General features: G+C 27.9%; 19 protein-coding genes. 3 read left to right on the forward strand and 16 right to left on the reverse strand.

The annotated features are described in order from the left end of the window. Positions 1–133 precede the first annotated feature (133 nt). From Q0W06_RS16155 to Q0W06_RS16165, 3 genes are all read right to left on the reverse strand, one after another. Entirely contained in the window at positions 134–814 is a 681-nt protein-coding gene (locus Q0W06_RS16155) for a DNA alkylation repair protein (protein WP_297638033.1), read from the reverse strand. A 553-nt stretch (positions 815–1,367) separates the two neighbouring features. Continuing rightward, on the reverse strand, positions 1,368–1,733 hold the full coding sequence (locus tag Q0W06_RS16160; RefSeq protein WP_297638036.1) for a winged helix-turn-helix domain-containing protein: 366 nt from the start codon (positions 1,731–1,733) through the stop codon (positions 1,368–1,370). A 49-nt stretch (positions 1,734–1,782) separates the two neighbouring features. Continuing rightward, entirely contained in the window at positions 1,783–2,556 is a 774-nt protein-coding gene (locus tag Q0W06_RS16165) for a nitroreductase family protein (RefSeq protein WP_297638038.1), read from the reverse strand. Between the two features lie 362 nt (positions 2,557–2,918). On the opposite strand from Q0W06_RS16165, the gene Q0W06_RS16170 reads away from it, so the two are divergent. Then, the gene (locus Q0W06_RS16170) at positions 2,919–4,307 is read left to right on the forward strand and encodes an MFS transporter (protein ID WP_297638043.1); all 1,389 of its coding nucleotides are present in this window, start codon (positions 2,919–2,921) and stop codon (positions 4,305–4,307) included. Positions 4,308–4,381: 74 nt separating this feature from the next. Here Q0W06_RS16170 and Q0W06_RS16175 read toward each other — a convergent pair whose 3' ends face one another. Continuing rightward, positions 4,382–4,996, reverse strand: a complete 615-nt coding sequence (locus tag Q0W06_RS16175; protein ID WP_297638046.1) for a sugar O-acetyltransferase — start codon at positions 4,994–4,996, stop codon at positions 4,382–4,384. A gap of 200 nt (positions 4,997–5,196) precedes the next feature. On the opposite strand from Q0W06_RS16175, the gene Q0W06_RS16180 reads away from it, so the two are divergent. Then, complete coding sequence (locus Q0W06_RS16180) at positions 5,197–5,328, forward strand: hypothetical protein (RefSeq protein ID WP_297638048.1); 132 nt, start codon at positions 5,197–5,199, stop codon at positions 5,326–5,328. 434 nt (positions 5,329–5,762) lie between these two features. On the opposite strand, the gene larA is transcribed toward Q0W06_RS16180, so the two are convergent. The 7 genes from larA to Q0W06_RS16215 form a co-directional block, all read right to left on the reverse strand. Further along, complete coding sequence (gene larA, locus Q0W06_RS16185; RefSeq protein WP_297638051.1) at positions 5,763–7,037, reverse strand: nickel-dependent lactate racemase; 1,275 nt, start codon at positions 7,035–7,037, stop codon at positions 5,763–5,765. Between the two features lie 16 nt (positions 7,038–7,053). After that, on the reverse strand, positions 7,054–7,809 hold the full coding sequence (gene larB / locus Q0W06_RS16190) for a nickel pincer cofactor biosynthesis protein LarB (protein WP_297638055.1): 756 nt from the start codon (positions 7,807–7,809) through the stop codon (positions 7,054–7,056). Continuing rightward, entirely contained in the window at positions 7,809–8,609 is an 801-nt protein-coding gene (gene larE, locus Q0W06_RS16195) for an ATP-dependent sacrificial sulfur transferase LarE (RefSeq protein WP_297638058.1), read from the reverse strand. Before larE ends, larB begins: the two co-directional genes overlap by 1 nt. A 3-nt stretch (positions 8,610–8,612) precedes the next feature. Then, complete coding sequence (gene larC / locus Q0W06_RS16200) at positions 8,613–9,962, reverse strand: nickel pincer cofactor biosynthesis protein LarC (RefSeq protein ID WP_297638061.1); 1,350 nt, start codon at positions 9,960–9,962, stop codon at positions 8,613–8,615. A gap of 76 nt (positions 9,963–10,038) precedes the next feature. After that, positions 10,039–11,439 carry an FAD-binding oxidoreductase gene (locus Q0W06_RS16205; RefSeq protein ID WP_297638063.1) on the reverse strand — a complete coding sequence of 467 codons (1,401 nt, stop codon included), beginning with the start codon at positions 11,437–11,439 and terminating at the stop codon, positions 10,039–10,041. A 13-nt stretch (positions 11,440–11,452) separates the two neighbouring features. Further along, complete coding sequence (locus Q0W06_RS16210; RefSeq protein ID WP_297638067.1) at positions 11,453–12,418, reverse strand: electron transfer flavoprotein subunit alpha/FixB family protein; 966 nt, start codon at positions 12,416–12,418, stop codon at positions 11,453–11,455. Positions 12,419–12,429: 11 nt separating this feature from the next. After that, on the reverse strand, positions 12,430–13,251 hold the full coding sequence (locus tag Q0W06_RS16215; RefSeq protein WP_297638070.1) for an electron transfer flavoprotein subunit beta/FixA family protein: 822 nt from the start codon (positions 13,249–13,251) through the stop codon (positions 12,430–12,432). A gap of 414 nt (positions 13,252–13,665) precedes the next feature. On the opposite strand from Q0W06_RS16215, the gene Q0W06_RS16220 reads away from it, so the two are divergent. Continuing rightward, positions 13,666–14,850, forward strand: a complete 1,185-nt coding sequence (locus tag Q0W06_RS16220; RefSeq protein WP_297638073.1) for an OFA family MFS transporter — start codon at positions 13,666–13,668, stop codon at positions 14,848–14,850. 42 nt (positions 14,851–14,892) lie between these two features. On the opposite strand, the gene Q0W06_RS16225 is transcribed toward Q0W06_RS16220, so the two are convergent. From Q0W06_RS16225 to Q0W06_RS16245, 5 genes are all read right to left on the reverse strand, one after another. Next, positions 14,893–15,456 carry a hypothetical protein gene (locus Q0W06_RS16225; RefSeq protein ID WP_297638076.1) on the reverse strand — a complete coding sequence of 188 codons (564 nt, stop codon included), beginning with the start codon at positions 15,454–15,456 and terminating at the stop codon, positions 14,893–14,895. A 61-nt stretch (positions 15,457–15,517) separates the two neighbouring features. Next, on the reverse strand, positions 15,518–16,075 hold the full coding sequence (locus Q0W06_RS16230; RefSeq protein ID WP_297638079.1) for a hypothetical protein: 558 nt from the start codon (positions 16,073–16,075) through the stop codon (positions 15,518–15,520). After that, positions 16,076–16,936 carry an ABC transporter ATP-binding protein gene (locus Q0W06_RS16235; RefSeq protein ID WP_297638081.1) on the reverse strand — a complete coding sequence of 287 codons (861 nt, stop codon included), beginning with the start codon at positions 16,934–16,936 and terminating at the stop codon, positions 16,076–16,078. Next, positions 16,937–17,314 (reverse strand): GntR family transcriptional regulator, encoded by a 378-nt coding sequence (locus tag Q0W06_RS16240; protein WP_297638084.1) that lies wholly within the window; start codon positions 17,312–17,314, stop codon positions 16,937–16,939. Between the two features lie 340 nt (positions 17,315–17,654). Then, positions 17,655–18,113 (reverse strand): LPXTG cell wall anchor domain-containing protein (locus Q0W06_RS16245; protein ID WP_297638087.1); only part of this gene is annotated, 459 nt, incomplete at its 5' end.

The following is an 18,113-nucleotide window of genomic DNA, read 5'->3' on the forward strand; positions in this document are numbered from 1 at the left end:
CTAGTGGATTACTTTTAAATGATTTTTTGGTCTACAAATTAAGTATAAAATACAAATGCTCAAAACATTCTCTTCTATCCCATTTTTCTAATTCAATAATAGTAAAATTCATACCCTTTTCTCCAAATCTTATTTACTTTAAACTCATTAAATATTTACGCTTTTCAACATCAACTTTTTCAAGTGCATATCTAAATGCAACTCTCGGCATATTTTTATAATTTTTTTCTAAATATTCTACGACTGTTTTTTCATCGACTGTTGCTAATATTTTTAGCATCCATCCATATCCTTTACGAACTAAATCATGCTCATCCTTTAATAATTTATCTGCAATTTCAAGTGGTTTAATTCCATTATAATCATTTTTAGATATAGCCGGTATTAATATTACCGCTGCTGCACGTCTTACCCAAAAACCTTCATCTTCTGTCCATTCCAAAATATAAGAAAATATCTCTTTATATTTCAAAAGAAGTTGTCCAAACGCATGCGTACAAAAATCATCACAATCACCCCAGCCTCTTATATATTTTTTTAGCCAAGAATAAAATACATCATATGTTTCCTTTGTATATTGTTTATGCACTCGATTTGCCCAGTCATAGGCAATAACACCTAATTCCCAATTATGTTCCTCTAATAAGCTTTCACATATATCTAAAACATTCTTAATATTTTTATCAGATATACTTTTAAATATTTTAGAAGATATTTTTCTAATATCCCCAGTTTTTATACTTTTTTCTTCTACGTTACTCCCCCTTAAAATAGCTATTTCCTCTTTAACTAATTTAACCATGTCTTTATCCATTGTTTCTCCCTTCTTTAAGTCCTTTTTAATATTATTTTATATTTTCGTTTTACAATAAACCTTTTTTATCCTTTATTGTAATTATTATCATTTTAATTATAACTCTAATTTTATTTTTTAAATACTTTTAAATTACTATTTCTAAATAATCTTCTATAAAATTTTCCTATGCGAAAGTTGATTTTTTTCTATTTTTCTTTTACACTAAAATAAATTTATTTTTAGAAAGGAATCCTATCTATGGACATAATGATTGATGAGAAAGCTATTGAAGAGATAAAATCTCTTTTACTAGAGAATAATAAAACTGCTATTCGTCTAGCTCCTATTGGCTATGCCTGATGTGGTCCAATTTTAGCACCTGTTCTGGATGAACAGAAAGATGGAGATATAGTAGAAATTATAAATGGAATTTCTATTGTTGCTAAAGCTGAATTTGTAGATAATATATCTGAAGGTTTTTTACGAATTGAATACATAGATGGTCAAAAAAGACTAGCCCTATTATAAAAAAGAGTTGGAACCTAAAATTTAGTTTCCAACTCTTTTAAAATTATTCTTCTCTTCTTTTATCATCTTGGCTAATATGTTGTATTCCTTCAAAAATAAGATTTATTAAATCTCTTATATTTTTCCACTCCGATTCATTTGAATCAAGATAATAGTAGTTTTTAGTGCCTTCTTTTCGTAAATTTATAATTCCTGCTCTTTTTAATATTTGCAAATGATGCGACACAGCAGGTCTCGATAAATGTGTTTTCTTTGATATCTCTCCTACTCTCACTCCATTAAAATCACTTTCTAAAAGAGTTAATAAAATTAACTGCCTTGTCTCGTCTCCCATAGCCGAAATAGCTTTTCCACACTGTTTAAACTTTGAAGCAACTTCTTTTAATCTTTCAGTACATTCCTTCTCCATCTTATTTTCTCCTAACTCTATTTTTAATTTACTTAAATCAAGTTTTATCTTATAAGTATTTTACAACAGCTTTTTTCCTTTGTGCAGTTCTTCTATATTTTACATTTGGATATCCAATTACTAGGGTTGCTACAACTTCTCTTCCCCCTTTTAATCCTAAAAGTTTTTTTATTTTTCTAGAATGCTTAGCAACCTCTGAAAAGAAACCACTATAAAGAACACCCAGTCCATGTGATTCAGCCATTAAGGCCATATTACTAGCTGCAAGTGATGCACTAATTTTATCTTTATCTATTACTAAAATTATAATTGGTGCTTTCTTAAAAAAGAAATTATCATCTATTATAACTTCTCTAGCGCTTTTATCAAAATATTTTGCAACCTTTTGAAACCGTCTAAAGAATTTTACTGCAATCTTTTCATATATCTCCTTATCCTTATCTAAAACAATAAATGATACCCCTTGTGCATTTTTAGCTGTTGGTGTAAATCTTCCTGCTTGAATAATCTCTTCAATAATTTCTGAATGGATTTCTTCATCCTTAAATTTACGAATAGTTCTTCTACTCTTAAGTGCCATTAGTAATTCTTTAGAATCTAATGTGCTCTGCTCTTTAATATCAATTGTTTCTTCATTAAATTCTGTTAAAGTAACAGCATTCTTCGGACAAATCGCCTCACAATGCCCACATTTAATACAATCCTGACTTTTAATTACGGCCTTTTTATTTTCTATCTTAATATTATTTACAGGACAATCATTTTTACATAATGCACATCCTATACATAAATTTTTATCTACTCTAATAATATGGTTTTCCATAAATATTTCATTCCCTCCGTTCATTTGTTTAAACCATTATATCAAATAGATTTTGGTTTAGTTTATTCGTAAAGCAAATGACTACCATTAGTTATAAATTCATTTGTTTTTTTCTTTCACAAAAGTCAGAATTTTCAGGGATTTTTCTCATTTTAAATTTAATTTCCAAAATTCATTTTCTATATTTAAATTTTATTTTATCATTAATAAAACCTTTAAATTATTAATTTAATATTTTAACAAATTATTTTTTCAAATTTATCAGTTTAAAAGTTTTAGAACTTATGTTATGTTTACAAACATTTGTTTGACTCTATTTATGATAAAGTTTACAATCCTCTATGAAAAGGGGGATTTTTAAAATGAAATTTTTTGCATTTCTTAAACCTGCAGCAATACCTACAGAAAAAGTACCAGATGAAAAAATTAAAAGCTCATACACTAAACATAGAGCCTCTGTTTTCATAAGTATATACATAGCTTATGCTGCTTATTATATTATTCGAGATAATTTTACTATTAGTTCACCATATCTTATGAGGTATTATCATTTTGATAAAGCTACTATTGGATTAATTCTTTCTTGTTTAGCAATTTCATATGGAATTTCTAAGTTTATAATGGGATCTTTAGCTGATAAGTGTAATCCTAAATATTATATAGCCACAGGATTAATCTGCTCATCTATCCTTAATTTTCTTTTCGGTACTACCGGTAACGAATACATTATGATAATTTTAATAATTCTTATGGGAATTTTCCAAGGGATGGGTGCTCCAGCAGCTCATAAAACATTAGCAGTTTGGTTTTCTAATAAAGAACGTGGATTATACGTCTCTGCTTGGAATACTTCACATAATGTTGGTGGTGGAATAATTCCATTACTTGTTACTTTTGCTCTTGCTATTTTTGGATTACATCATTGGAAATCTATTTTCTTCTTTCCATCAGTAGTATCTATTATACTAGCAATTATTGTTATTTTAGCTGGAGCTGATACTCCAGAAAGTGTAGGTTTACCACCTATTGAAGAATTTAAAAGACAAGACTATGTTAATGAAAATGGTGATGTCAAAGTTGTGGATGCCCATAATACAATCCCATTAATAAATATAATTCAAGAGTGTATCTTAAAGAGACCTATTATATGGATACTTGCTATTTCAAACGCCTCTGTATATGTTATTAGATACGGAATTGAAAATTGGATTCCTATTTACTTGCATGCAACAAAAGGATTTACTTTAATACAGGCAAGAAACTGTTTTTCAATTTATGAATTTGCAGCTATCCCAGGAACTATATTAATCGGTCTTATGAGTGATAAACTTTTTAAAGGTAAACGTTCTGGATTAGCCGCAGTACTTGTATTTCTACTTGCATTAACATTTATGGCTTATTGGGTAACTGATTCTAGTGGTCTTATATTCTTTGAAGTTGGACTAATGGGGATTTTAGTTTATGGTCCTCAAATGTTAATCACAGTTTTAACAATGGATTTAGTTCCTAAATTTGCCGTTGGTGGTACTGATGGATTTGTTGGACTATTTGGTTATGTATTTGGTGAAGTAATTGCTTCTTATATAATTGGTCTACTAGTAGATCAATTAGGTTGGAAAGCTTCATTCTTCACAATTATAATTGCTGCTATAGTAAGTATAATCTGCTTTATTATACTATTTAAAGCTGAAAATCATATAACTGAAAGTCTTGATAAAATCTATCAACGTTTTGGTATGCAGGATAATTAATTAAATATCCAAAATACATTTATAAACCCTGAAATCATATAAAATTATATGATTTCAGGGTTTATTATTGAATTTTACTCAATGTCAATCTCCATATTTTTATGATAGTATTTCAAATCATTTTCATCGATTTCTCTTAAAACTTTACAAGGATTTCCTACTGCTATAACATTAGCTGGAATATCTTTAGTTACAATGCTTCCAGCTCCAATCACAGTATTCTCTCCAATATTAATTCCAGGCATTATGACAGCTCCAGCTCCAATCCATACATTCTTACCAATATGTACAGGCAAGTTATATTGTGCTTGTTTTCTTCTCAATTCTGGATGTATTGGATGTGTTCCAGAGGTTACTGTAACATTTGGTGCAAACATAACATTATCTCCAACAAATATATCACAATCATCAACTAATGTAAGATTAAAATTTGCATAAACCCCTTTACCAAAATGAACATTTTTTCCACCCCAATTTGCATGAAGTGGAGGTTCTATATAACAATCACTTCCTATTTCCGCAAACATCTCTTTTAATAATTCTTCTCTTTTATTTCCTTCTAAAGGTCTAGTCCCATTAAAATCATATAAAAGTTCTAAACATTTCAACTGTTCCTTAGCTAACTCTTCATCATTGCAGTAATATAATTTTTTATTTTCCATTCTTTCTTTTATCTCTCTTAAATTCATAATTCTTCTCCTTTTATTTATATAAAATCCATTTTATACCTCTATACTAATTATATACTTTCCTCTTACATTTTCCTACTTTTATGTTTTATTAATATCTAAAGTCAAAAGTACATTTTATAATTTAATCTTAGATGAATTATTATTTTTCATCCCATTATATGGTAAAATATTATTGAGTACTTTTAAGGGGGACATCTATGGAAACTTCAGTTATATCAATTTTACCTATATTCTCAATAATTTTTGTTTTAGGTATATGGGGCATAGGAATTTATACTTTGGTTCTATTAATTAAAGCATTAAAAATTTATATTAAAAAGAACTCATAAAAAATTTTACCACTTACTAATGGTGGACTTATATCTAGTCCACCTACATACTCTTTCTTAATATTAAAAGTTCTTATACTTTTTCATTTACAACCAAATTTTAGCACTCAAATAAAGAAGTCCTAATGTTACAAATGTAAATAATACTTTTGTAATAATCTTGTTTTCTTCATCTCTCCATTATTGCCATATATCTACTATAGAACCTATAAAATCCAAAATAAAATTAAACATATTTTCCTCTCTCTCCTTTTATCTCATCTCTCTTAATTCCATTAGTTTCTTAAATTTATTCTAATATGTTCTTTCTATTTTTATATCGTAATTTTATATTATTTCTATACTTTTTTTATATGTTTTGTGCCTCAAGAACTTATTCTTCTACACAATATAAAAGGAAGAAATTAACCCCCGTTAATTTCTTCCTTACTTAATTATCTAACTATTACAGATACACCATCTGGAATTAATGTGATAGTAGCATTTTCACCTTTTATTTCAAAAGCTTTCTTTAATGCCTCATCAAATGTTTTTGCATGATTCATATGCATTTTTTCTATATACTTAGCTTCCCACATATCTGTAACTACAATTACTGTAAATTTATCTAAGATTCTAGCTAAGATTTGGAATTCCCACTGATCAGGAACTGTTTCATTTCTTGGTACTTTTGAGATTCTATCTAATACTTCTCTTGGAGATTTTGCATTTGCTATATTATCATAAAATGATTGTCCTCCATGACCATCTGCACATGAAGCTATCATTATAATAATTCCATCTTCTTTGCAGTTTGCTTCTGCCGCTGTCATTCCTTTAACTGCTTGATACATGTTTTGATCTAATGGATATCCTCCGTTTGTAACCACAACTATATCTGATGGTTTTTTATCTACTTTAGCTAAATCCATAACAAATTCACAGCCCTTTAAATGAGCCTTTTCACTATCTCCTGCTACAGCATGAATAACTTTCTTTTCACTATCTATTACTACATTTAATATAAATGCAAGTTTTGAGTGTTTTGCTGCATAAAGCATATCTTTATGAATTGGATTATTCATTAATATTCCAGTTCTCGCATTTGGACTAGCTATGAATTCACCACAATGATTTGCCATTATAGTTTTAGCTGATGCAACTCCTGGAAGTACACTTTTTCTTCCTCCTGAAAATCCTGCAAAGAAATGAGATTCTATAAATCCTTCTGATATTAAAACATCAGCTTCTACAGCTATTTTATTTATTATTAAATCTCCACCTGAAGGAAGTTTTCCTAAGTTCACCATCATACTATCATCAGTTGAAATATGATTTATTAGTTTTTCATTTTCCACTATTTCAATTCCGAACTTATCTATCATTTCTTCCTTTGTAGTTGGTCTATGGAATCCTGTAGCTATTAATATTGTTATATCAATATCAGGATTTGCCTTTCTTATTCTCTTTAGTAATATAGGTAAAGTCACTTTACTTGGAACTGGTCTAGTGTGGTCACTAGTTATTAAAGTTAAAGTCTTTTTACCTTTCACTATTTCTTCTAATCTTCTACTTTCAATAGGATTATCTAAAGCTTCCTCAACTATTTCTTGCTGAGTTTTTTCTACTCTATAGCTATCTGCTTTTGATTCTAACACCCCAATTAGATTTTTCTCTGGAATGTCGATTTCCATAGTTCCTTTGTAGTATGGTACTTTCATCTTTGTCATTTGTATCACTCTCTTCTTATAGTTTATTTATCATGCTTGCACTATAGGCTGCTCCAAATCCGTTATCTATATTTACTACTGTAATTCCACTTGCACAGCTATTTAACATAGTTAAAAGTGGTGTTAATCCATTAAAATTAGTTCCATATCCCACACTGGTTGGAACTGCTATAACTGGTTTATCAACAAGACCTCCAACAACACTTGCTAAAGCTCCCTCCATTCCAGCAATTACAATAATAACTTTTGCTTTTCTTATTACATCTAATCTATTAAACAGTCTATGTATTCCTGCTACACCAACATCATAAATGCGTTCTACTTTATTCCCAAACACTTCTGCTGTTATAGCTGCTTCCTCTGCTACAGGTATGTCAGAAGTTCCTGCTGTTACTACAGCTATAAAACTTTCTGTTTTCTCATTTTTTCTAATCACTGTTATAGTCTTAGATAGTTCGTCATATTTAGCTTCAGAACAGACTTTTAAAACTTCTTCATAGTCTTCTCTTTCGGCTCTAGTTCCAAGGATATTAAAATCATCATCCTTTTCTATCATATTTTTTACAATTTCTCTTATTTGAATGCTTGTCTTTCCTTGGCAATAAATAACCTCTGGATATCCAACTCTCTTCTCTCTACTATAATCAACCTTTGCAAACCCTAAATCTTCAAAACCATCATCTTTTGCTAAAGCTAAACTTATTCCCTCTTCAATAGATAAACTATTATCTTTAACCTTACCTAAAATTTCTTCTAATACTTTTCTATCCATTACTGTTTCACCTCAATTTTATTGAAGCTTCCCATATTGTATCCATCCATATCAAGTGAAACAAATTTATATCCAACATTTTTTATCTTATCTGAAATTTCTTTTAATAAATCTCTATTTAAAATTCTTTCTAAATCTTCTTTATTAACTTCAATTCTAGCTAAATCTCCATGATTTCTAACCCTAACAGCTTTAAATCCATAACTATGAAGTATAAGTTCTGCTTCTTCTGTTCTTCTTAATTTGTCCTCTGTAACTTCTATTCCTGATTCTAATCTAGTTAATAAACATGAATAAGATGGTTTATTAAAAGTTGGTAATTTAAGTTCCTTTGAAAAATCTCTTATTTCCTGTTTTGTTATAGATAATTCCTTCAGTGGACTCTTTATAGAAAGTTCTTCTAACGCTTTTAATCCTGGTCTATAATCTTTTGTGTCATCTATATTAGTTCCATCTATCACATATTTTATATTTAAATTTCTAGCCTCTTCTAATATAGCTTTAAATAATTTCTTTTTACATAAATAGCACCTATTTGGTGCATTAAATTTAACTTCTTCTAATATCTCATCAAACTTAATTATCTTATGTGTACAGCCAAATTCTTTAGCAAGTTGTTTTGCTTCTCTTATTTCCCACTTTGGAATATATGGCGATTCTATAGTTATAGCAACCGCATTCTTTCCTAAAACTTCACTAGCTACTTTTAATACAAATGTACTGTCTACTCCACCTGAAAATGCTATAGCTACTTTTTCTAAAGATTTTATATAATTTTTTAACTCTTCTAATTTATTCATTTTCTACCTCATCTTATAGTTAAATAATACTTCATTATAAACATCATTTATGGATATATTCTCTTTATAAGCTATTTCTTTGCAATTATCATATTCAGGTTTAACATTTAAAATTTCACCTTTATAGTAAGAAACTTTAACCGGTACTTTTCCATACTTTGAATTTACAACTTCTTCTTTTCTTTCTAATTTAGTTCTAGTTATTTCTATCTCTCTTATACCTATGGTAGTTGAGTTTCTAAATATAACATCTTTTATCTTTTCTTTATCCTCATCTCTCGCTATTACAGATAATTTAATACCAAGTCGTTGCTTCTTCATAAAGATAGGATTGTAGAAAACATCTAAAGCTCTTTCTTTAAATATTCTCTCCATAAGAATTTCTTGTTCTTCTGGCCTCATATCATCTATATTGCATTCTAATAATACTTCTCTTTGAAAGTTTTCATCTATTTCACCTAATATAATTCTTAATGCATTTGCCATATTAGGATTTTCTTTTTCTCCAATTCCATAGCCTATTTTCTTTATATTAAAATTTTTCTTATAAGTTATATTTTCTGCATATCCTTTAATAATAGCTGCTCCTGTAGGAGTGGTAGCCTCAAAAGGAACGTTTTCACTCTTTATAGTAATATCTTTTAATATCTCTGTTGTCGCTGGAGCTGGGACTGGCATTATTCCATGTGCACATTTTAATGTTCCATATCCAACTTCAATAGGTGATGAAATAACTTTATCAATCTTTAAATAGTGGATTCCTATAGCACATCCTACGATATCAACTATAGAATCAATAGCTCCCACTTCATGAAAATGCACTTCTTCTAAAGGCTTATTGTGAATTTTCCCTTCTGCTTTTGCAACTATATAAAAAATATCTATAGCTTTCTTTATAACCTCTTGGCTTAAAGTAGAAGATTTTATAATCTCTTTTATTTGAGCATAATTTCTTGAATGTCCATGATGATGCTCATGTATCATATGCCCATCTTGTTCATGTAAATGACTTCCTTCATGAGTATGCTCATGTAAATGCTTATGACTGTGATTTTTCCCATGATGATGATGATGTTGTTCTTCTATTTTATGAGAATGTCCGAAATTCTCATGCTTTCCTCTTTTCATATTTAATTTATATAAATTTTCATTGTTTAAATCTATTACTTTTACTTTTGTTCCATAAATTCCATTTTTAATTTCTTTATTTTCTATTATCTTAAATTCATTATCTAAATTTAATTTACTTAATTCCTTTTTTAAATATTCAAAGGGAACTCCTACATCTACCAATGCACCTAAGTTCATATCTCCACTTATTCCTGAAAAACAATCATAATATAAAATCTTCATTTCTTTCCACCTCTAATTTATAAAAGGTATTATCTCACAACAATATTTTTTCTAAAGTGCAGGACAATATCTTTTATTAAAATATTTTTCCTGGATTCATAATTCCGTTAACATCATGAATTCCTTTAGTAATTTTCATATATTCTAAAACTTCTTTTTCTTCTAAATCTATTAAATATTCTCTCTTTGCTACACCAATAGCATGTTCTCCTGAAACTTTTCCACCAATTTCTTTAGCTCTCTTATACATAAGATCCATTACAGTTTTTAATTTTTCTTCAAATATATCTTTTTCTAAATCATCTCTTAAAATATAGATATGAAGATTTCCATCTCCTGCATGTCCAAAACTTTTAATTCTTATCTTATGCTCTTCTCTAAGTTTATGAGTATATTTTACGAAATCTGCTATTCTGTTTCTTGGTACAACTATATCTACCTCATCCATTTCTGTAGTTGATGCTTTAATAGCTTTTAAGAAGTCTCCTCTTGTTTTCCAAAGAACATCTTGTCTTTCTTTAGTATCAGCTATTAATACTTTTTTAGCTCCTGCATCTATAGCGGCTTGTGCAACTTTTCTTAATTCAGACTTTATAGTTTCCTTTGAGTTTCCATCAACCTTTAGTATAAGGTAAGCTTCTCCAGTTTTATCTGGGAACTTATTTCCTAAGAATTCTTCTGAATCTTGAATAATTTCTCTTTCAGCAAACTCTATTGCAGTTGGTGCTATTTTAGATTTAATGATTTTAGGAACTGCTCCTATAGCATTTTCTAAATTATCAAATGAAGCAACTAAACTCATAACTTCTTTTGGTAATGGTATAAGTTTTAATATAGCTCTAGTTACTACTCCTAAAGTTCCTTCTGATCCAACAAAAAGATTACTTAATGAATATCCTGAACTATTTTTAACAACTTTACCACCTACAGTTAGTACTTCACCTTTTGCATCTACAAATTCAAGACCTCTTACATAGTCTCTAGTAACACCATACTTAACACATCTCATTCCACCTGCATTAGTTGCAATATTACCACCAATTGTCGCAGTTTTTTCTCCTGGATCTGGTGGGTAGAAAAAGCCTCTTTCTTCTACATATTTATATATTTCATTTAATCTAACTCCTGGTTCAACAGTTAAAGTTAAATTTTCATCATCTAATTCTATAATATTATTCATTAAAGTCATATCAATAACTATGCCACCATAAATTGCAATAGCTCCACCAACTAGCCCTGTTCCAGCTCCTCTTGGTGTAACAGCTATGTTATTAGCATTTGCATAACTTATTAATTTTGAAACCTCATCTGCTGATTTTACTTTAACAACAATACTTGGTTTTCCTTTAATTCTATTTAGTTCATCTATACAATACTCTTCTGTTATTTTATCACCAAATAATAGTCTACTTTCATCTTTTATTATAAGTTTAATAATTTTATAATTTTCTTCATTAAATTCATTAAAATTCTTCATTTCAAATTTCCTCCTATTTTAATAATTCAGGAACTATTTCATAAATATCTCCAACTAGTCCATAATGTGCAACATCAAATATAGGAGCATCTTTATCATTGTTTACAGCTACTATATAATCTGATTTATCCATACCTAATACAAATTGAACCGCACCTGATACACCTAAAGTAATTATTAATCTTGGTTTAACTATAGTTCCACTGATTCCTACTTGTTGTGTATGTTTTGCCCATCCCATTTCTACTAATGGTCTAGTTGTTGCAAATTCTCCATTAAGCTTTTTAGCTAATTTTTTAGCAAGCTCTAAGTCCTCTTTATTTTTAAATCCTCTTCCTGCAACTACTAAAACTTCTGCCTCTCCAATAGGTAAAGTTATTTCTCTTTTTATCTTTTCCATTATTGTCATATCAGAAGATAAATCTATATTTTTAAATCTTCCTTTTATTACCTCTGCTTTAGATACTTCTACTTTTTTAGCTAATTCCATTACAGATTTTTTAACTGTTAAAATTTGTGGCTTCGCTTCTTTACATATCATTTCTGCCATTAATCCACCTGATATTGGCTTTCTTTGAACTAATTTACCAAAGTCATTTATATCTAAATCTACACATCCAACTGTTAATCCTGAATTAAACCTAACAGCTATTTTTGTAGCTATAGCTTTTCCAAAATCATTATCTCCAATTAAAAGAGTATCTGTATTTGTTTCTTTTATAAATTCTTCAACTATATTCCCATAAACATTAGCACTAGCATTTTTATATACTCCTTCATAAGAATATATATAATCTATATCATACTTTAAAAGTTCTTCTTCAAACTCTTCAACTCTATCTCCAATTAAAATAGCAGCAAGGGCTTTATCCATTTTTTTAGCTAAATCTCTTCCTTTTCCTAAAAGTTCTAAAGATAAAGAAGATACTCTATTATTTTTAATTTCTACTAAAACTGCAATATTATCTTTAATTTCCATTTTCATACCTCCTAAAGAAACTTAATTTCTTTTAATTTATTTTCTAATTTTCCAGCAAGTTCAACTGCTGTACCTGTCCACTTTTCATTTGAACCCTTATTTGAACTAACATTAAAATCTATTGTATTTTCTTTTTCATCTTTATAAACTCTAGTAACAATACTTTCTGAACCTGATAATCCATAATGATTTTCATCTTTATCACTAAAATCATCTAAAGTTAAAATCTTTATTTCAGTATTTTCACCTCTTAATAATTGAACGTAATCAGGAAATCTTGGTTCATTAGCTCCATCTAAAACACTCATTGCAACTGGTAATTTCACTTTTATTCTTACCTTATTTTCATCTTCAACTGTTAATGCTTCTATAACATCATTTTTTATATCTATAATTTCTGAAACATTATGTAAAGTAGGTATACTTAATCTTTCTCCTAATTCACCTAAAAGTATTCCAGTACTTCCATCTACTGATTCTCTTCCAGAAAGAACAACATCAAAATCTCCTAATACTTCTATTCCACTTTTTAAAGTTCTACTAGTTGCTAATACATCCGATGCTGCAAATCTTCTATCAGATAAAATCACCCCATTATCAACACCTAAGCTAATAGCTTCTACTATTATATCTTTAGAAGATTCTGGTCCCATTGTCATAACTAAAACCTCTCCTCCAAATCTATCTTTTAAAGCTAATCCCTCTTCTATTGCATATAAATCCAATGGATTTATTCTCATTTCATTATTTTTTCTTATAATTCTTCCAGTCTTTTGATCAAATTCTATATTATTATCAGCAGGAACCTGCTTTATACACACTAATATCTTCATTTTCTTCCTCCACTTTTTATTATTTAATAATAATTATTAGTTACAAAACAATATTATCACCTTTTCAAAATTTATCTACCCCTTTTACAGAATATTAATATTTTTATTTTTTCTACATTATATAGCTCTATTTTTTATTTTTATTAACTTTACTTTCATTTTTATTTTTTATATCTATAATTATCTTTTAATACTTTCTCATCCATTAAACGGACCATCTTTTATCTTTTTCTTAATTTTAATTCTATTTTACAGTATTTATTTTATTAAAAAGACTATTTTTATATCAATTAAATAAAAAACTACTATTTCATTAAAAAGTGCAGACAGCGGATAATTATTATTATATAATAACCACCATAGGACTAACGGATAATTATTATTAATTACTACAAAGTCAGAAGGAGATACATAATGAAAAAATCAGAACAAATTTTAATTTTAGTCGGAGCAGTTATAACACAATTGGGGTTAGGAACCTTCTATACTTGGAGTTTAGCTAACAAACCATTAGCTTTAGCCCATGGTTGGGATATAAAACAAGTGGTTATAAGCTTTTCAATCGCTTCTTTATTTTTAGCAATAGGTACTCTATTTGCAAAAAAACTTCAATTTACATTTGGTTTAAAGAAAGTAATTATTGCATGTGGTATTATCTTTTGCATAACACTTATTATTGCACCTTTAATGAATTCATTACCGCTATTATATATTTTTGCAGGTGTAATATTAGGATTATGTGATGGTATTGCATACGTTTTAACAGTCTCTAACGTAATCAAATGGTTTCCTAAACATAAAGGACTTGTTTCAGGAATCTCAGTAGGTGCCTATGGAATAGGAAGTTTAATCTTCACTAGCGTAAATTCATATCTCTTCAAACATTTTGAAGTGCATATAGCTTTTGCAATTTGGGGAATACTTGCTGGAATTTTAATAGTTATAGGTGCTTTTGTAACTAAAGAAGCAATTTTATCAATATTACCTGATAAAAATCATAAACAAACTAAAGTTTATACAGTAAAAGATTTATTTAAAACAAAACAAACTTATTTCTTATTTATAGCATTCTTTGGATCTTGTGCAACAGGATTATACTTAATAGGTTCAGCTACAACTATAGCTATAAACCTTGGACATATGACTGTTGCTACTGCCGCTTTAGCTGTATCTATAATTGCTATCTTTAATACTTTAGGTAGATTAATATATGGATTTATTTCAGATAAATTAGGAATAAATATTGCTGCAACTATTCTTTTTATCTTAATGATTATAGCTTTATTAATACTTTTATTTGCTAAAATAACATTCCCAGTATTCTTAATAGCTTTAATATTAATTGCAGCTTGCTTTGGAGGAGGTTTCACAATCTATCCTTCAATAGTTGGTGAATATTATGGTTTAAGAAATCACAGTATGAACTACGGTATAATATATCAATGTTTTGGTATTGCTGGTATTTTTACAGGAGTTGTAGGCGGACTAGTTCCTTCTTACAAATATATGTTTGGAATACTTTTAGCATTCTGTATTCTATCCCTTATAATTATGATATTTATAAGAGAACCAAAGAAAAATACTTTACAAAATAAATAATCTAAAAAGGCTAAGCATACGATTGCTTAGCCTTTTTAAATATTATATTCTATTTATAAATATTCTCTTTTTATATAATATTAAACTTATCACATAACTTAATATTATTAATCCAAATATTATTATTATAATTATTAAACTATTCGCTATTATTCGGTTTATTATTTTATAAGCCTCATTAGTTTTTAAAAATATTGAACCTATAACTGAAAGCATCAGCATAGTTCCTGAAATAATACTATTACAATATTTCAAAATTACACCTATAGAAAATATTATTGTTCCATAAAGTATACTTTGTAATATTTCCCCTTTAAAAAAGAGAAATAATACTATAGAAGTTATACTTATAGCTAAATAATATACAATAAAATCCACAAGTAATATTCTACTTTTTTTTACAGGTAATAGTTTATTGAATTTTGTAGTTTGTGCATATAGAGTTTCTATCCCAATAACTAGAAATGCTATCGCTGGATATACACACATATTGCTCCCACTTATTCCACCTATACCTAAAATAGCCCATGTAAAGAAATTTATCCTTCTTGTTTTATTCCAAGCTATAAGTTGCCATTTTACAATTAATATATCTAAAAAATTCATTTTTCACCTCTGATAATTTCTTTTAATCATCTATAAATTTTATACTGAGAAAGTTTTCATATTATATTTTATTTCTACAGTTATCTCTTTTATATAAAACTAAGCTAGTAAAATAACTAACTACTATTAACCCCCCCATATATATTAAAAGCCTACTATCATTGAATTTTAACTTGAGTATAAAGTGGTTTATTTCTTTATTTGAAAATACTGCACCAACTGAAATCGCTAATAATATCAAGCCTGCTACAACTCCGTTCAAATATCTTAAAATAATACTAATAGAAAATATAATCGTTGCAAAAAACAAACTATAAATTATATTACTGTTTACTATATAATTTGATATAGCACTCATTATAATTGCAAGACTATAAAATATAATAAAATCCGCTAATACAATTTTACTCTTTTTTATAGGAATCATTTTTCTAAACTTACTTTTAGATGCATACATCCCTTCAAGTCCAATTATTAAAAAAGTTAATGCGGAATATCTTGTAATTATATTATTACTCAATGTAATTGCTATCATCGTCCATGTAAAGAAATTCCATCGTTTAACTTTATCTAAAAACATATATTCAAATTTCACTACACCTATATCTAAGATTCCCATCTATCTTTCCTCCATTAATGCTATCATTAACTTTTCAAAACTAGGTTTCTCATATATTACTTCGTTTCCTAAAAGCTCAAATATCTTTTCATAATTATCAGTTATAGCTTCAAATCCATAGGAATTAGTTTTTATATCTATGAACAAATCTCTAACTTCATCTATAAGAAAACTTAATTCCCCTTTAACTAAAATTTTATTACTAACAATATTGTCCTTATAATCTCCTAAGGAAACTTGTCCATCTTTTAAAACATAAAGATAATCTGCTATCATTTCTATGTCACTCATTATGTGAGATACAATAAGTAGTGTTTTTTCATTATCATATACATAGGATTTTAACTCTTTCAATATTTCTTCTCGCATTACTGGATCTAGATGTACTGTAGGTTCATCTAATATTATAAGTTCTGGTCTTTTACTTAACTCTAATATAATTTCTACAAGTTTTCTTGTTCCTTGAGACATTTTTCTCAAACTTTGACTTTCATCTAAATTAAACTTCTCTAACAATTCTCTATAATATTTTTCATCCCATGATTTATAACATCTTTTTACTATCTTCACCATGTTCTTCAACTTAATTTCTAAAGATATCGTATTATAATTTACCCCAATTCTTTCTCTAATATATATTTCGTCTTTCTCATAACTCTTCCCAAAAACAAGAACTTTTCCTTCATCAAATTTTATTAAATCTAGCAGTGCATTTATTAACGTCGTTTTTCCCTTTGCATTCTTTCCAATTAAGCCTGTAATAATTCCTTGTTCTAAATTAAATTCATCTATATCCAACATAAAATTTTTATTTTCACTTTTATATTTTACCTTTATATTCTTCATCTCTACTATGTTCATCTATGTTTCCTCCCTATAAAGCTTTTCCAATTTCCTTATTAAATCTTCTTTTGATAAGTTAATTGTATTACCAAGTTTAATTCCTTCTCTTAAATACTCATTTATTTTTTTATCGATAGTCTCACCTAAAATATTTGAGTTTTCACCTCCAACAAAAAAACCTTTTCCTACCTTACTTTCTATTAATTTCTTTTCAACTAATATTTCATAAGCTTTTTTTACTGTAATAACACTAATTTCTAATTCTTTTGCAAAGTTTCTAATAGAAGGTAGGTTGTATCCATTCTCTAAAGTTCCATCTAAAATTTGCTTCTCAACTTGATTACTTAGTTGTTTATACAAGGGTGTCAGTAATTTATTATCAAAAATTATTTTCAAATCTTTATTCACCTTCTTTGAATCTTCATTTCACTCCACATACTGTATATATATTTTATATACAGTGTATATTTACTTATTTGATATGTAAATTTTTTATTTTATTTAAACTTTTACTTCATTTCATTTTCAACTAACATTTTCTTTTATATTTCTAACTTTTTTTACTATTCATTTTATATTGTTATTTTTTTCTAACAATTTCATAAATATATATACAGTTTTAATCTGTATATATCAATTTACTATAAAAGCTAAATTTGATATAAAAAAATAACCTTCAAAATATTAATTAACTTAATTTCACTAATATTTCAAAGGCTATTATTCTAGAATTTTATTATCTACTGTTTTTCAGTACCTTTTTGTGTTTTTTCTTTTTGTTTAAAGCAAATAAACTTGCAATTGCTCCAAGTATTGCAGCTACAAAAGGTATATTAGCTTCATCTCCTGTTTTTGGATTTGCCGAAGCTTTAGTAATAACTTTCCCACTGTTCTCATTATTACTTACTACTCCAATTCCTTGATTACCAGCTTCTTTTTCTTGCTTTACTGTCTGATCAGTAACGCTTATCTTCTTCGTATTATTAATATGTTCTATATTAATATTTTTATCTATATGCTTAACTGATTTTTCTGGTATTACTTGCTTCTTTGCAGCTCCTGGTTTATCTACATTTACCGATTTTTCTGGACTTACCGGTTTAACTAGATTTACTCGATTTACTGGTTTAACTGGACTTGCCGGTTTTTCTGGCTTAACTGGCTTTTCTGGTACCACCGGTTTATCAGCATTCTT

This window comes from uncultured Clostridium sp., assembly GCF_947072515.1.
Classification (GTDB): Bacteria; Bacillota; Clostridia; order Clostridiales; family Clostridiaceae; genus Clostridium.

Excerpts from the sequence above, each read along its gene's own strand:
- Q0W06_RS16225 (WP_297638076.1), bottom strand. The coding sequence starts at position 15,456 with ATGAATTTTTTAGATATATTAATTGTAAAATGGCAACTTATAGCTTGG.
- Q0W06_RS16175 (WP_297638046.1), bottom strand. The coding sequence starts at position 4,996 with ATGAATTTAAGAGAGATAAAAGAAAGAATGGAAAATAAAAAATTATAT.
- larB (WP_297638055.1), bottom strand. The coding sequence starts at position 7,809 with ATGGATAGAAAAGTATTAGAAGAAATTTTAGGTAAGGTTAAAGATAAT.
- Q0W06_RS16155 (WP_297638033.1), bottom strand. The coding sequence starts at position 814 with ATGGATAAAGACATGGTTAAATTAGTTAAAGAGGAAATAGCTATTTTA.
- Q0W06_RS16170 (WP_297638043.1), top strand. The coding sequence starts at position 2,919 with ATGAAATTTTTTGCATTTCTTAAACCTGCAGCAATACCTACAGAAAAA.
- Q0W06_RS16205 (WP_297638063.1), bottom strand. The coding sequence starts at position 11,439 with ATGAAGAATTTTAATGAATTTAATGAAGAAAATTATAAAATTATTAAA.
- Q0W06_RS16160 (WP_297638036.1), bottom strand. The coding sequence starts at position 1,733 with ATGGAGAAGGAATGTACTGAAAGATTAAAAGAAGTTGCTTCAAAGTTT.
- Q0W06_RS16165 (WP_297638038.1), bottom strand. The coding sequence starts at position 2,556 with ATGGAAAACCATATTATTAGAGTAGATAAAAATTTATGTATAGGATGT.
- larE (WP_297638058.1), bottom strand. The coding sequence starts at position 8,609 with ATGAATAAATTAGAAGAGTTAAAAAATTATATAAAATCTTTAGAAAAA.
- Q0W06_RS16210 (WP_297638067.1), bottom strand. The coding sequence starts at position 12,418 with ATGGAAATTAAAGATAATATTGCAGTTTTAGTAGAAATTAAAAATAAT.
- larA (WP_297638051.1), bottom strand. The coding sequence starts at position 7,037 with ATGACAAAGATGAAAGTACCATACTACAAAGGAACTATGGAAATCGAC.
- Q0W06_RS16180 (WP_297638048.1), top strand. The coding sequence starts at position 5,197 with ATGGAAACTTCAGTTATATCAATTTTACCTATATTCTCAATAATTTTT.
- Q0W06_RS16230 (WP_297638079.1), bottom strand. The coding sequence starts at position 16,075 with ATGGGAATCTTAGATATAGGTGTAGTGAAATTTGAATATATGTTTTTA.
- Q0W06_RS16220 (WP_297638073.1), top strand. The coding sequence starts at position 13,666 with ATGAAAAAATCAGAACAAATTTTAATTTTAGTCGGAGCAGTTATAACA.
- larC (WP_297638061.1), bottom strand. The coding sequence starts at position 9,962 with ATGAAGATTTTATATTATGATTGTTTTTCAGGAATAAGTGGAGATATG.
- Q0W06_RS16235 (WP_297638081.1), bottom strand. The coding sequence starts at position 16,936 with ATGAACATAGTAGAGATGAAGAATATAAAGGTAAAATATAAAAGTGAA.
- Q0W06_RS16215 (WP_297638070.1), bottom strand. The coding sequence starts at position 13,251 with ATGAAGATATTAGTGTGTATAAAGCAGGTTCCTGCTGATAATAATATA.